The organism is Flavobacterium sp. LHD-80 (genome assembly GCF_030929605.1).
In the GTDB taxonomy this organism is placed as follows: domain Bacteria; phylum Bacteroidota; class Bacteroidia; order Flavobacteriales; family Flavobacteriaceae; genus Flavobacterium.
In genome coordinates, this window is record NZ_JAVFVS010000010.1 from 18735 (window position 1) to 33067 (window position 14333).

12 protein-coding genes are annotated in these 14333 nt (G+C 34.1%); 7 read left to right on the top strand and 5 right to left on the bottom strand.

All coding sequences use genetic code 11. From position 1 onward, the window contains the following. Nucleotides 1–68 precede the first annotated feature (68 nt). The 5 genes from uxaC to RB619_RS13810 form a co-directional block, all read right to left on the bottom strand. Nucleotides 69–1472: a glucuronate isomerase gene (gene uxaC / locus RB619_RS13790; RefSeq protein WP_308098350.1), complete on the bottom strand. Its 1404-nt coding sequence runs from the start codon at nt 1470–1472 to the stop codon at nt 69–71. 25 nt (nt 1473–1497) lie between these two features. After that, nucleotides 1498–2289: a gluconate 5-dehydrogenase gene (locus tag RB619_RS13795; RefSeq protein WP_308098353.1), complete on the bottom strand. Its 792-nt coding sequence runs from the start codon at nt 2287–2289 to the stop codon at nt 1498–1500. Nucleotide 2290: 1 nt separating this feature from the next. Further along, a complete protein-coding gene (kduI, locus tag RB619_RS13800; protein WP_308098355.1) occupies nt 2291–3130 on the bottom strand; it encodes a 5-dehydro-4-deoxy-D-glucuronate isomerase in 840 nt (279 codons plus the stop codon). A 100-nt stretch (nt 3131–3230) separates the two neighbouring features. Further along, nucleotides 3231–4547: an MFS transporter gene (locus RB619_RS13805; RefSeq protein ID WP_308098357.1), complete on the bottom strand. Its 1317-nt coding sequence runs from the start codon at nt 4545–4547 to the stop codon at nt 3231–3233. Nucleotides 4548–4592: 45 nt separating this feature from the next. Then, complete coding sequence (locus tag RB619_RS13810) at nt 4593–6062, bottom strand: MFS transporter (RefSeq protein WP_308098359.1); 1470 nt, start codon at nt 6060–6062, stop codon at nt 4593–4595. Between the two features lie 375 nt (nt 6063–6437). Between RB619_RS13810 and RB619_RS13815 the strand changes: the two genes are divergently transcribed. The 7 genes from RB619_RS13815 (at nt 6438) to RB619_RS13845 (ending at nt 14271) form a co-directional block, all read left to right on the top strand. Continuing rightward, nucleotides 6438–7370 (top strand): alpha/beta hydrolase, encoded by a 933-nt coding sequence (locus RB619_RS13815; protein ID WP_308098361.1) that lies wholly within the window; start codon nt 6438–6440, stop codon nt 7368–7370. 749 nt (nt 7371–8119) lie between these two features. Then, on the top strand, nt 8120–8434 hold the full coding sequence (locus RB619_RS13820) for a hypothetical protein (protein ID WP_308098368.1): 315 nt from the start codon (nt 8120–8122) through the stop codon (nt 8432–8434). Between the two features lie 226 nt (nt 8435–8660). Then, entirely contained in the window at nt 8661–9350 is a 690-nt protein-coding gene (locus tag RB619_RS13825) for a hydrolase (protein ID WP_308098370.1), read from the top strand. 88 nt (nt 9351–9438) lie between these two features. Beyond that, the gene (locus tag RB619_RS13830) at nt 9439–11226 is read left to right on the top strand and encodes an amidohydrolase (protein WP_308098371.1); all 1788 of its coding nucleotides are present in this window, start codon (nt 9439–9441) and stop codon (nt 11224–11226) included. A 5-nt stretch (nt 11227–11231) separates the two neighbouring features. Next, the gene (locus RB619_RS13835) at nt 11232–12596 is read left to right on the top strand and encodes an alginate export family protein (RefSeq protein ID WP_308098373.1); all 1365 of its coding nucleotides are present in this window, start codon (nt 11232–11234) and stop codon (nt 12594–12596) included. 25 nt (nt 12597–12621) lie between these two features. Next, a complete protein-coding gene (locus RB619_RS13840) occupies nt 12622–13182 on the top strand; it encodes a 2'-5' RNA ligase family protein (RefSeq protein ID WP_308098375.1) in 561 nt (186 codons plus the stop codon). 165 nt (nt 13183–13347) lie between these two features. Further along, entirely contained in the window at nt 13348–14271 is a 924-nt protein-coding gene (locus tag RB619_RS13845) for a helix-turn-helix transcriptional regulator (protein ID WP_308098377.1), read from the top strand. The last annotated feature ends 62 nt before the right edge of the window (nt 14272–14333 follow it).

Consider the following 14333-nt stretch of genomic DNA (forward strand, 5'->3'; position numbering starts at 1 on the left):
TTTTACTTTTAATCCCGATAGTTATCAGGATTGCGTAAATCTTTGCGAACCTTGCGGTTAGACTTTATTTAAAATTTAAAATATTCTTTAGCATTGTTGTATGAAATATCAGAAACTAATTTTCCTATCCATTCCATATCGTTTGGAAGTTCTCCGCGTTTGATTTCATCTCCAAGAAGATTACATAAAATACGTCTGAAATATTCGTGTCTTGGGAATGATAAGAAACTTCTAGAATCGGTCAACATCCCAACAAAACAGCTGATCAATCCCATGTTTGAAAGTGCATTCAATTGTTTTGTCATTCCGTCTTTCTGATCTAAAAACCACCATCCTGAACCAAATTGTACTTTTCCGCGAACGCTTCCATCGTTGAAATTTCCAATCATTGTTGCCATTACTTCATTATCAGCAGGATTTAAATTGTAGATAATCGTTTTTGACAATTTATCTTTACTGTCTAAAGCATTTAAAAAACTTGATAATTTTTGCGCCTGTGGATAATCTCCAATAGAATCCCAACCAGTATCTGGTCCTAAAATTCTGTGCATACGCGCATTGTTATTTCTTAAAGCTCCTAGGTGAAATTGCTGCACCCATCCAAATTCATGATACGTTTCAGACAAGAACAACAAAACAGCACTTTGGAATTTCAATGCTTCTTCTGGAGATAATTCTCCGTTTTCTCTTTTCTTTTTGAAAATAGCACTTACTTCATTTTCAGTGAAATTTTCAAAATAAATTTGATCAAGTCCGTGATCGCTTAATTTACATCCATTTTCATTAAAGAATTCAATTCTTTTTCTCAATGCTGCACGTAAATCAGTATAAGTTTCAATTGCAATACCAGATACTTCCCCCAAAGTATCCACATATGCATTATATCCATCATTTGAAATTAAAATCGCTTTATCAGGTCTGAAAGCTGTACTCATTTTAGTTCCTATTGGATTTTGAGCTAGCTTTTTATGAAACTCTAAACTATCAATTGGATCTTCAGTTGTACAAACCAATTCAGCATTTACTTTTTTAAGAAGATTTTGCGTGCTGTAAGCAGGAGAATTTATTTTTTCAGAAGTTTCGATATAAATTTTCTCAGCCGATTTTTCATTCAAAAGATCATAAATATCAAAATAACGAGCCAATTCTAAATGTGTCCAATGATACAAAGGATTACGCATTGTATACGGAACCGTTTTTCCCCAATTTAAGAATTTATCTTTATCAGATCCATTTCCCGTAACAAACTGTTCGTTGATTCCTAATGTACGCATTGCACGCCATTTGTAGTGATCTCCATTTATCCAAACCTGTGTGGTATTGTCAAAAATTTTATCTTCAGCAATAAATTGTGGATTTAAGTGATTATGGTAATCAATAATTGGCTGATTTTTAGAATAATTATGATATAACTCTTCAGCAAATTTATTTTCTAATAAAAAATTATCGTTTATGAATGTATTCGCGCTCATGTCTTTCTTAAATAAAAATTGAGAATTAGTCTTCGTTTGATGGTTTCCCGATAGTAGCTAGAATACCACCATCAACGTATAAAATGTGACCGTTTACAAAATCACTAGCTTTTGAAGACAAAAATATCGCCGCTCCAGCCAAATCACTTGGATCACCCCATTTTGCAGCCGGAGTTCTGCTGATGATAAAATCATTAAACGGATGTCCGTCAACTCTAATAGGTTTTGTTTGTTCTGTCGCAAAATATCCAGGACCAATTCCGTTGATCTGAACATTGTATTTTGCCCACTCTGTTGCCATATTTTTAGTCAGCATTTTCAAACCTCCTTTTGCCGCCGCATAAGCAGAAACTGTATTTCTCCCTAATTCACTCATCATTGAGCAAATGTTGATGATCTTTCCTTGTCTTCTTTCAATCATGCCTTTTGCAACATGTTTCGAAACAATAAACGGGCTTACTAAATCAATATCAATTACTTCTCTAAAATCAGCAACTTCCATTTCTAGAAGCGGAATTCTTTTAATAATTCCAGCGTTGTTGATTAAAATGGCGATTGGACCAACTTCTTTTTCAATTTTTTGAACTGCTTCTGCAACTTCTTTTTCTTCAGTTACATTAAATTTATATCCTACTGCATTAATTCCCTCACTTTTCAATTCATTGACAGCATCATCAATTTTTTGCTGTGAAGAATTTCCGTTCACAACAATTGTCGCTCCCGCTTGACCTAATCCTTTTGCCATTGCCATTCCCAGTCCGTGTGTACTTCCTGTGATTAAAGCAACTTTTCCTTTTATATCAAATAAATTTGTCATCTTATCTTAAATCAGTGATTTTACAAACATCCATATCTCCATAATCTAAATTTTCACCAGCCATTCCCCAGATAAAAGTATAATTACTAGTTCCTGAACCAGAGTGAATTGACCATGGCGGAGAAATAACTGCCTGATGATTGTTCATCCAGATATGTCTTGTTTCTTGCGGTTGCCCCATAAAGTGACAAACTGCTTGGTTTTCTGGAATATCTAAATAAAAATAAACTTCCATTCTACGATCGTGCACGTGCGCTGGCATCGTGTTCCAAACACTTCCTGGATTTAATTCCGTCATTCCCATTTGCAATTGGCAAGTTGTTACCACGCTTCCAATAATCATTTGATTTACTGTACGGTGATTTGCCGTTTCCATTGCACCTAAGTTTAATTTATTTGCTTCAGCCAAACTTACTTTTACCGTTGGGTAAGTTGTATGAGCTGGTGCCGAATTAAGATAAAACTTAGCTGGATTTTTAGCATCAATACTTTTAAAAATTACTTCTTTATTACCGCTACCGATATACAAAGCATCTTTAAAACCTAACTCATAAGTAGTTCCTTCAACAACAACAGAACCGCTTCCTCCAACATTGATAATCCCTAATTCTCTTCTTTCTAAAAAATAAGGCGCTTTCAACGGATCAATTGTTTCCAAAGCCAAATCACCTTTTACAGGAACTGCCGATCCAGCAATGTATCTGTCGTAATGAGAATAAACCAACACCACTTCATCTTCCTGCATTAAGTCGTCAATTAAGAATTCTTCTCTCAATTGTTGCGTGTCATATTTTTTTACTGCTTCGGGGCTTGATGCGTATCTTGAACTATATTTTGTCATAATTTCTAAATTAATGTAATCGATTGCACAAATTTAATTTTTTATATTGAAATACCATAATTGAAACCAAAAAAATATTTCACATACAGCTATTTTTTCTTTACAATTCTACTTTTTTCATTTTTGGAACTAGTATGTGCATGATCAACCACGCAACTAAATAAGAGAATCCGCAAATGCAGAACATAATAAAGTATCCCGTTTCTATTTTACCAATTTTAGTATAATAAACGAACATGTTTTTTTGAACCACCAAGGTCAGTAATATACCGCCAAGCGCACCAAACATCCCTCCCATTCCCGTAACAGACGCTGTTGCTTTTTTAGGAAACATATCAGAAACTGTAGTAAAAATATTGGCACTCCAAGCTTGATGTGCAGAAACTGCTAAACCAATAACTAAAATCGCCCACCACATATTTATAGTTCCTAAATATTGTGAAAACAAAACCGGCAAAACCGCAAACGCGTAGAGCAACATACTTGTTTTACGAGCTTTGTATGCAGGCCAATTATTGTTGATCAATTTTAATGGAAGCCAGCCTCCGCCAATACTCCCTACGCTTCCAATCATGTATACAAGTGCGCAAGGCCAAATAATTTCTGTTGCTGTCAATTTGTATTGTTTCATCAAGAAATCCGGAAGCCAGAATAAATAAAACCACCAAACCGGATCGGTAAGCAGTTTACCAATTGCAAATGCCCAAGTTTGACGAAATGACAAGAGCTTTATCCATGAAACTTTTTCTGTCGAATCTTCTTCAACAACTTCAACTTGATCTGAAGTTATATATTCTAATTCAGCCTGAGAAAGACGTTTTTGTTTTTGAGGAACTTCATACAATAAAAACCATAAAAACAGCCATATAAAACCAACAATACCAGTTAAAATAAATGCCCATTGCCAGCCATATGTCGTCGCAATATACGGAACTGTAAGCGGCACAATGATCGCTCCGATATTACTTCCTGAATTAAAAATTCCCGTTGCTAATGCCCTTTCTTTCTGCGGAAACCATTCGGCAGTTGCTTTTATTGCTGCTGGAAAATTTCCTGCTTCTGTAATACCTAAAAATACTCTCGCTATTAAAAAACCTCCTGTTCCAGTTGCCAATGCATGACCAATTGCTGCTAAACTCCACAAACCGGTCGCAATCGCATATCCTAATTTTGTACCTAATTTATCGATAATTCCGCCCGCAACCAGCATTCCCAGCGCATACGCAATTTTAAATGCCAATTCAATATTCGAATAATCAATAACCTCTTGTTCAGGTGTCCAATGAAAAGCTTCTGCTAAAAAAGGTCTAAGGTAACTTATTACATTTCTGTCTAAATAATTGACTGTCGTTGCAAAAAAAACTAAACTACAAATAGTCCAGCGGTATTTTCCTATTGCTTCATTAGCTTGATTCATGGTTGGTTTTGGTTTAAGTTGGTTGGTTAGTCAGTACAAATCTTTTTAAAGATCAGTAATCGGGCTGTATTTTGGAACCAATGATTTCATTACCAGCCAGCCTATTAAATAGCAAACTGCACAAATAGAAAATATGATAAAATATCCAGCTTCAATTCCTTTAAATCCCATAAAAACCATATTGGTATCTTTCGCATAATCAAACAAAACTCCAGATCCTTTATTGATTACAGTTGAACCAATTCCGCCCGCTAAACCTCCAATTCCTGTAATGGTAGCAATTGCTTTTTTAGGAAACATATCCCCTACAGTTGTAAAAATATTTGCCGACCAAGATTGATGCGCCGCACCAGCAATTCCAATAATAATTACTGGAATCCAGTAACTGATATAGCCCAAAGGCTGTGCTACTAATGCTAATAAAGGAAAGAATGCAAAAATCAGCATCGCTCTCATTCTTCCTTCATACGGGTTCATTCCTTTCTTTTCAACAAAATATGTCGGAAGCCATCCTCCAATAATTGACAATAAAGTAATCAAATACAAAACAAATAACGGCAATGCTGCTTGAGTAGAATCCATTCCGTAAACAGAGCTTAAATAAGCTGGAGTCCAGAATAAGAAAAACCACCAAACACCGTCTGTCATGAATTTACCAAATGCAAAAGCCCATGTTTGTTTGTATTTAAAACATTCTTTTAAAGATACTTTTGAAGAAGTTTCTGGAACAAAACTCTCTAATTTACTGTCAGCAATATCATCTTGTTGAATATATGCTAATTCTTCTGCCGATACATTTTTATGATTTTCTGGTTTATCATACATGAAAAGCCAAAATCCCATCCAGATAAATCCTAAAGCTCCAATGATAATAAAAGACATTTCCCAGCCAAAAGATTTGGCAATAAAAGGGATGGTAACTGGCGCTGCCAAAGCTCCAACTGTTGCACCAGCATTAAAAATACTAGTTGCAAAAGCTCTGTCTTTTTTGGGAAAATATTCTGCTGTAGTTTTAATTGCAGCCGGAAAATTTCCTGCTTCACCAACAGCCAAAACAAAACGAGCAAAAATAAACAAATCGACACTTACACTGATTACCAGCGAAGTATCACTTATAGATGAAATAACCTCTTTTGAACCTTCAAAACCTAACAACCAATTTCCAGTAATAATTCCTGAAGTTGCAATACCACAAAAAGCGTGAAGACAAGCTCCTATAGACCAAATTCCAATTGCCCAAAGAAACCCTTTTTTAGTATCCATCCAATCTACAAATCGTCCGGCGAAAAGCAATGAAACAGCATAAAAAATTGAAAATAATGCTGTAATATTTCCGTAATCATTATTAGTCCAATGAAATTCTGGCGCAATAAAATCGCTCCAAGTCAGAGAAAGAACCTGGCGGTCCAAATAATTGATAGTAGTTGCAAAAAAAAGCAACCCACAAATGCTCCATCGATATTTTCCTATTGATTTGCTGCTTTGGCTGATAGTAACTGAATCTTTTTGGCTCATGGTTATTGTAAAAATTTAGGTTTTTTAGTTAGTTTGTTTTATCTCTCAATTCGAATTTAAAAGCACTAAAAAACAATGATTTAATACAAATAAAACAAATTAATGTAATCGATTGCACAAATATAGTTTTTAATCTTTATAATCCAAATAAATTATATAAAAAATTATTTTATCCAATTAAATAAACATATCGAATAAAAAAAATACCACAATATTACATATTAAACAATATATTTGTTAAATGTCAAAGTGCTAAATTCATCCGTTTAAAGTACAAAAATTGTCCTGAAACAGGAATGCTCAGCCACCCACATTTTTATATTGTTTTTCTCTTACAATAAACTAGATCAAACCATTACATTTTAAATCACAAAAATGAAAGCCATTTTTTATCCAAAATCACTCATTCTTCTCGCTTTGTTTACATTAACCATTAATCAGATTCAGGCTCAAGGCCAAGTAATTCCTTTGTGGAACAAAATTCCAGATGAAATTATTTCTGCAGATTATCAAGAAAAGCAAACAATAAAAGATGGGATTCTTCAAAGAACAAGTTTTGTTACAATACCAACTTTAAGCATTTTTATTCCGAAAGATGTTAAACCAAATCAAACCGCTGTGATTATTTTTCCAGGTGGCGGTTATTCGCATCTTTCGATGGATAAGGAAGGAACAAAAGTGGCGAATTGGCTGAATAGTTTAGGAATTACAGCCTTTGTTTTAAAATATCGTTTGCCTAGCGATTTAATCATGAAAAACAAAAATATTGGTCCGCTTCAAGATGCTCAGGAAGCAATGCGTTATGTACGTGAAAATGCTGCAAAGTGGAATATCGACAGTAATAAAATTGGTACAATTGGATTTTCGGCTGGCGGGCATTTGGCTTCGACTTTGGCAACACATTATGACGACAAAACATATGAATCTGCATATAAAGCCAGCGCACGTCCAGACTTTTCGCTTTTAATTTATCCTGTTATTTCCATGGAAAACGAAATCACGCACAAAGGATCGCAGACAAGTTTATTAGGAAATAATCCATCGCAGACTTTGATTGATTCTTTTTCGAATGATAAAAAAGTGACAGCACAAACTCCTCCAACGTTTTTAATACACGCAACTGACGATACTGCCGTTTTGCCCGAAAACAGTATTAATTATTATCTCGCACTTAAAAAAAATGGAGTTACATCTGAGTTACATTTATATGAAAGTGGCGGTCACGGATTTGGTTTAAGCGTAAAAGACACAAGCAAAAACTGGACTAAAGATTGCGAAGAATGGCTTAAAACTCACGGATATTATTAAAAATTAAATATAAAAAGGGTTTTTAGATTGGCTAACGTGTAACCGAACCTAAAAACCCGTAAAAATTTTGACTTATTGTATTTATCTTGCAAATTTATACAATGTACCCACGATCAATGAATATGTCAAACTTCTAAAACTTGTTTCTCCAAAAACTAGTAATAATTCATAGAAACCTTTTAAAGATGATTAAAAAAGGCAAAAACATCTTAAATCTGAATTTCTATGGTGCAAATTTACCCAGCTGTTAAAGGAAAACATTACGGTTTTCCGCATTATGACAAAATATTTTTGATTTTTTTTAAAACCAATTATCCCAAAATCAATATAAACAACTGATAATAAACAACTAAGACACTTACAAATCAAAAAATCAAAATTTAAAAAAACTTAGATTTAACCTTTTCATAACAATATTAATCTGCAAAAAACGTCGCTGCTCTAAAATAAAAATAAAATCTTGTTCTAGATTAAGTGAAAACCTCCTACTTCAAAGATATCTTTGTCAAACAAATTATAAGTTCTAGCAAAAGCCTGTTCAATTTTAAATAGCGGATTGTTTGCAAAAAACTTTCTTGTCCTAGATTAAGAAACATTTTCACAAGATCATTATACATTTGTAAAGCAATTTAGAAGTTCATCAGAATGATTCTTTCGAAAATGATCAAAAATCAAAAAAATCATTTCTTGTTCTAGATTAAGTTGAAACAATTTTAATTAAAATAATTTTGTCATGTAAATTAGTAATTATGAAAACATTTGAATTCTTAATCCTCGGAAAAAACGAGCCAATTTTAGAGATACTGACTAGGCTGGTAAATGCATACGAAGAGTGGAATGCAATACCTTTTAATGATGAAAATCTAGCACAAGAATATTTTCTTAAAAACAAAATCGATATTGTCCTTTTGAGTTCCGGAATCGAAGATCATATCGAAAAACAATTCACATCTTTCTGCATAAAAACACAGCCAGATGTAGAAGTAATAGAACATTTTGGAGGTGGAAGTGGCTTATTAAGGTCCGAAATTCTCCACCGATTACATTTAAAGGGAAAAATTTAGGTACCAATATTCTTCTCTTTTAAAAATTCATTAAAAGCTTAACGAAATCATTTAACGAATATCCAATTTTTAGTAACGATATATCGCTAGGATAACTATTGCCTTTTCTGAAAAACCTTTTAAAATCAACACATTACAAACAAGGCATTTAATTTGAATGCAAAACATTGAAAATCAAATACACAATATTTAAAAACCTTTTAATTAACAACAAAATCACATTATCATGAAAAAATTAATCCTTACAGCAGTTTTATCTTTAGTAACTTTTATTGGATTTGCTCAAAAACCAAGTCCTGCGTTATTAGATCCAACAAATCATACACTAGTTTTAATTGATTACGAAAGCCAAATGGCCTTTGCAGTTAGCAATATTCCAATCGATCAATTACGCAACAATACAGCTTTAGTAGCTGGAGCTTCAAAAATATTTAAAGTACCAACTATAGTTACAACGGTTGCCGAAAAATCATTCAGCGGGCCTGTTTTCAGAGAAATTGAAGAATTCTATCCACAAAAAACTTCCAATTATATTGACCGTACCACAATGAATACTTGGGAAGATGCTCCTGCACGCAAAGCAATTATTGCAACTGGTAAAAAGAAAATCGTATTTGGCGGTTTATGGACAAGTGTTTGTATTGTTGGACCAGTTTTATCAGCAATCAACGAAGGTTATGATGTTTATGTAATTACAGACGCAAGTGGAGACGTTTCTAAAGAAGCTCACGAAATGGCTGTAACTCGTATGGTTCAGGCTGGTGCTCATCCTGTAACTGCTTTACAATATTTGTTAGAATTACAACGCGACTGGGGTCGTCAAGAGACTTACGTACCTGTAACCGATTTAGTTAAAAAATACGGTGGCGCTTACGGTGTAGGTGTTCAATACGCTCACGAAATGTTGAAACACTAAATAAAACTCGCATACAGATCTTTTAAAAAGGCTGTGTAACTGCACAGTCTTTTTTTTTTTCCTCAAAACCAACTAAAACACCAAAACCATGAAACTCTCTTTCAAAATACTAGCATTTCTTTTAATCATTTCCCTGCCTGTTTTCGCTCAAGGCAAAAAAGCCACACTTATCGTTCATCATGCTGTAATTCATACTTTAGATGATAAAAATACAATCGTTGAAGCTATGGCTGTCGCCGATGGAAAAATCCTGAAAACAGGAAAAAACAGCGAAATCTTAAAATTAAAAGACAAAAAAACAACAGTAATCGATGCTAAAGGAAAAACCATTATTCCTGGAATTTTCGATTCTCACATGCACATTATCAGAGGCGGAAGATTCTTCAATACCGAATTACGCTGGGACGGCGTTCGTTCCTTAAAAAGAGCTTTAGCCATGCTGAAAGAACAAGCGCATAGAACGCCAAAAGGACAATGGGTTCGCGTTGTCGGCGGATGGAACGCCTATCAGTTTGAAGAAAAAAGATTACCAACTTTAGCAGAAATCAACGAAGCAACTGGCGATGTTCCCACTTTTATCCTTCATTTATACGGGCACGCTTATTTGAACAAAGCAGGTTTAGAAACTTTAAAAATTGATGCGAATACGCCAAATCCAAATGCGGGATTGATTGAAAAAGATCCAAATGGAAATCCAACTGGATTGTTAGTCGCAGAGCCAAATGCTTTCATCTTATACTCTACACTTGCGAAACTTCCTGAATTGACACAAGATGAAAAATTCAATTCGACCAAACAATTTATGACCGAAATGAATCGTCTTGGCGTAACAGCGATTATGGATGCAGGAGGCGGATTTCAAAACTTTCCAGATGATTATGGCGTAACAAACGGTTTATGCAAAGACAGCGATTTGACTGTGAGAATGCCTTACTATTTGTTTGCACAAAAAGCTGGAACTGAATTAAATGATTACACAAAATGGATGCAGACTGTAGAAATTGGCGAAGGCTGTGACGACGATCATCATTCTGACAAAGTGGAATATCATGTTCAAGGCGCTGGAGAAAATCTAGTAATGAGTGCCGGAGATTTTGAAAACTTCGATAAACCAAGACCAGAATTGAGCCCAGCGATGGAAGGTCAATTAAAAGATGTTTTATCTTTATTAGTAAAAAACAGATGGCCTTTTAGAATTCACGCTACTTACAACGAAAGCATTACTCGATTTTTAAATGTAATTGAAGACATTAATAAAGAAACACCTTTAAACGGACTTTTATGGTTCTTCGATCATGCCGAAACCGTTTCGACAGAAAATTTGAAACGCATTAAAGCTTTAAACGGAGGTATTGCAATTCAGCATAGAATGGCATATCAAGGTGAAAGTTTTATTAAAAGATATGGAAAAACTGCTGCTTCAAACACAGTTCCGCTAAAGAAGATTTTCGAATTAGGAATTAAAGTCGGGATGGGAACTGATGGAACCCGTGTGGCAAGTTACAATCCGTGGGTTGGTTTATATTGGCTGACAACCGGAAAAACTTTAGGCGGTTTAAAATACATGAACGACGAAAATATTGTAGACAGAACTACCGCTTTAAAATTGTTCACTTACGGAAGCGCTCAATTAATCAATATTGAAAAAGACAGAGGAATGCTGACTGCGGATAAATTAGCTGATTTTGCCATTCTTTCTGATGATTATTTCTCTATTTCTGAAGAAAAAATCCTAAACATCGAATCAAAACTGACAGTCGTAAACGGGAAAGTAGTTTATGCCGACAATGATTTTAGAACTTTTGCAGCTGAAAAACCAAAAGCAATTCCAGACTGGAGTCCGGTAAATTACTTTGGAGGATATCAAAAAAACTAATTCAAATGAAAAATACATTCTTCTTATTGTTGCTTTTGGGAATCATTTTTTCTGCAAATGCACAACAAAAACCAGTTTTCCAAAGGCTGCGATATGAGGATGATTTGACTTATCTAAAATCCGATTCGGCGAAAAACTGGTACGAAAAAATCAAATACATTCCGTTAGGAAGAAACGAAAAATACTACGCCTCGATTGGCGGTGAAGCAAGACTACAATATACTTATACGCTCAACAATAAATGGGGAGATGAACCTGATGACGGATATTTGCTTTCTCGTTATTTGCTCCATGCAAATGTTCAATTAGGCATTTTTAGAACGTTTTTCGAATTCCAAAGCAGTTTGGCAAATGGCAAAATTGATCCAAGTCCGGTTGATGAAAATCAATTAGACATTCATCAGGCTTTTTTGGATATTGACCTAATTCGGAAAGAAAATGAACAATTAACCCTTCGTTCTGGAAGACAAGAAATGCTGTACGGTTCGCAACGTTTAGTTGCTGTACGCGAAGGCCCAAACAGCCGACTTGCTTTTGATGCAGTAAAACTATTTTATAAAAAAGATAATTGGCAGACAGACGCTTTTTTCACGCATCCAATTGCCAATAAAGAAGGAACTTTTAATGACCGTTTTAATGAAAATGCGAAGTTTTGGGGAAGTTATACTGTAATTCACAAAGTGCCTTTTATTCAAAATATCGATTTATATTATTTAGGTTTATGGAAAAGCCGAGCTATTTTTGATGATGCCGTTGGCGAAGAAAACAGACAATCGATTGGAACCCGAATTTGGAAAAACAAAGGAAATTGGAAATATGATTTTGAAGGCGTTTACCAATTCGGAAACATCAATCAAAAGACCATTTCAGCCTGGACACTTTCTTCTTTTGCTTGTTATACTTTCAAGAAAATAAAATTTCAACCTGAAATCGGACTTAAAACTGAAATCATTTCAGGTGACCAACATTCAGATGATAATCATTTAGAAACTTTTAATCCGTTATATCCAAGAGGCGCTTATTTTGGATTGGTTGCCTTAATTGGTCCATCGAATTTAATTGATATCCATCCTTCAATTAACTTCAGTTTAGCAGAAAAATGGACACTCGGAATTGATTATGACATCTTTTGGAGACAAACATTAAGTGACGGATTATATGCCCCAAATATGCAGCTTTTATATTCTGGAAAAGACACCACTGAGCGTTTTATAGGTTCGCAGTTAATTTCGAATGTAAACTACGACATGAATAATTATTTAGCGTTTACACTAGAAACCGGCTGGTTCAATGCAGGTTCCTTTTTAAAAGAAGTGGGTTCAGGAAAAGATTATTTTTATGCCGCGTTGACAGCACAATTTAAATTTTAAATTTGTGTAATTCAAAGCCACAAAAATGGAGAAAACATATTCGGTTGTATTTTATTCTAAGACATTAGTTGAGCCTGTTAAAAAATTGAAAGACTTTTTAAGAAGCAAAATTAAATGGTACAACAGCTGTAATTCTGAAGCACATATCACAATTTGTGAATTTACAATTGATGAATCACAGCTTGATTCATTCAAACAAAAACTTGCAAAAATTTCAGATACTTTTACGCCTTTTCAAGCATACTTAGATCATTTTGATTCTTTTCCGAATGCTGGCGCTTTTTTCATTGGTGTAACCGAAGATTCAAAAAACAATTTTGTTCCAATAATGAAAAAGACTCATGAAACTTTAAAGTCTCTAAAACTTAAAAAAAGCGACGAGCCGCATATGTCAATAGGAAGAAGATTAACGCCTGAAAACCTTAAAATTGCTTCTGAACTTTTTACTACAATCGATCTTCAATTTGAATGCAATGAAATTGTTTTAAGAGAATTTGATCCTATAGTAAAACAGTTTTTTGTAATTGATGCTTTCTCTTTTGGAAGTAATCCTGAACCTGAATTTGTTCAAGGAAGTTTATTTTAACCGCAAAGAGCGCAAAGATATACGCAAGGTTCGCAAAGATTTTACACAAAGCTTTGCGAACTTTGCGTTTTCTATAGACTGTCTAAATCAAAAAACCTTGCGTTCTTTGCGGTTAAACTCACAAAGCTTATTTTTTCGTATATTTGAATTTTACAATTCACAAATATGAAATCTCTAGATTCATTTTATCAAGATATTACCGAAGGTTCAACAGTTGATCCAAATTCATTATTGCCAAATGACATTCAAAAAGAAATTGGACATTTTAATGTTTTTGACATCAAGGAACTATTAGAAAGACTTCAAGGAAAATCGGTTATGCCTTATGACAGAAGGGCTTATTATAAAATAAGTTTGATAAGAGGTCATAACAAAGCAGAATATGCCAACAAAATAATCGAAATTGAAAAACAGGGATTGTTATTTGCAACACCAAAAATTCCGTACAATTATTTACCGCAAGACACTAATCAAGGCGGACAATTTTGTGTTTTCACCAGCGAATTTTTATCAAAAAGCAAAAGCGGAATTGATCTGGACGAACTTCCAATTTTTGCTTCTGATGGTTATCCAATATTTCAATTATCAGATGAAGAAGTTGAAGAAGTTGCTTTGATTTTCAAAAAGATACAAAAAGAAATCAACTCAGATTACATTTATAAATATGATTTAATTCGGAATTATGTTGCCGAGTTGATTCACTTTGGACAAAAATTACAGCCAATAACAGCACTTTATTCAAAACATAATTCGGCAGCGAGAGTTTCTTCTTTATTTGCTGAATTATTAGAAAGGCAATTTCCAATTGAATCCCCAAATCAGCGTTTAGAATTGAGAACAGCAAAAGATTTTGCCTCAAGATTATCTGTTCATGTCAATCATTTAAATAAAGTTTTAAAGGAAAACACCGGAAAAACTACCACAGAATTAATTAGCAACCGATTAACAAACGAAGCCAAAATCCTTTTGAAGCAAACGGATTGGAATATTTCTGAGATCGCATTTTCTCTGGGTTTTGAAGAATTAGCACATTTCTCAAATTTCTTTAAAAAACAGACTTCTTTTACGCCGATTGCTTTTAGAGCTTAATTGTAGATTTTAGATTATTTACAATAGTTACCACAAATTTTGTCCTCCTGAGCGAAGTCGAA

Excerpts from the sequence above, each read along its gene's own strand:
- uxaC (WP_308098350.1), bottom strand. The coding sequence starts at position 1,472 with ATGAGCGCGAATACATTCATAAACGATAATTTTTTATTAGAAAATAAA.
- RB619_RS13795 (WP_308098353.1), bottom strand. The coding sequence starts at position 2,289 with ATGACAAATTTATTTGATATAAAAGGAAAAGTTGCTTTAATCACAGGA.
- kduI (WP_308098355.1), bottom strand. The coding sequence starts at position 3,130 with ATGACAAAATATAGTTCAAGATACGCATCAAGCCCCGAAGCAGTAAAA.
- RB619_RS13805 (WP_308098357.1), bottom strand. The coding sequence starts at position 4,547 with ATGAATCAAGCTAATGAAGCAATAGGAAAATACCGCTGGACTATTTGT.
- RB619_RS13810 (WP_308098359.1), bottom strand. The coding sequence starts at position 6,062 with ATGAGCCAAAAAGATTCAGTTACTATCAGCCAAAGCAGCAAATCAATA.
- RB619_RS13815 (WP_308098361.1), top strand. The coding sequence starts at position 6,438 with ATGAAAGCCATTTTTTATCCAAAATCACTCATTCTTCTCGCTTTGTTT.
- RB619_RS13820 (WP_308098368.1), top strand. The coding sequence starts at position 8,120 with ATGAAAACATTTGAATTCTTAATCCTCGGAAAAAACGAGCCAATTTTA.
- RB619_RS13825 (WP_308098370.1), top strand. The coding sequence starts at position 8,661 with ATGAAAAAATTAATCCTTACAGCAGTTTTATCTTTAGTAACTTTTATT.
- RB619_RS13830 (WP_308098371.1), top strand. The coding sequence starts at position 9,439 with ATGAAACTCTCTTTCAAAATACTAGCATTTCTTTTAATCATTTCCCTG.
- RB619_RS13835 (WP_308098373.1), top strand. The coding sequence starts at position 11,232 with ATGAAAAATACATTCTTCTTATTGTTGCTTTTGGGAATCATTTTTTCT.
- RB619_RS13840 (WP_308098375.1), top strand. The coding sequence starts at position 12,622 with ATGGAGAAAACATATTCGGTTGTATTTTATTCTAAGACATTAGTTGAG.
- RB619_RS13845 (WP_308098377.1), top strand. The coding sequence starts at position 13,348 with ATGAAATCTCTAGATTCATTTTATCAAGATATTACCGAAGGTTCAACA.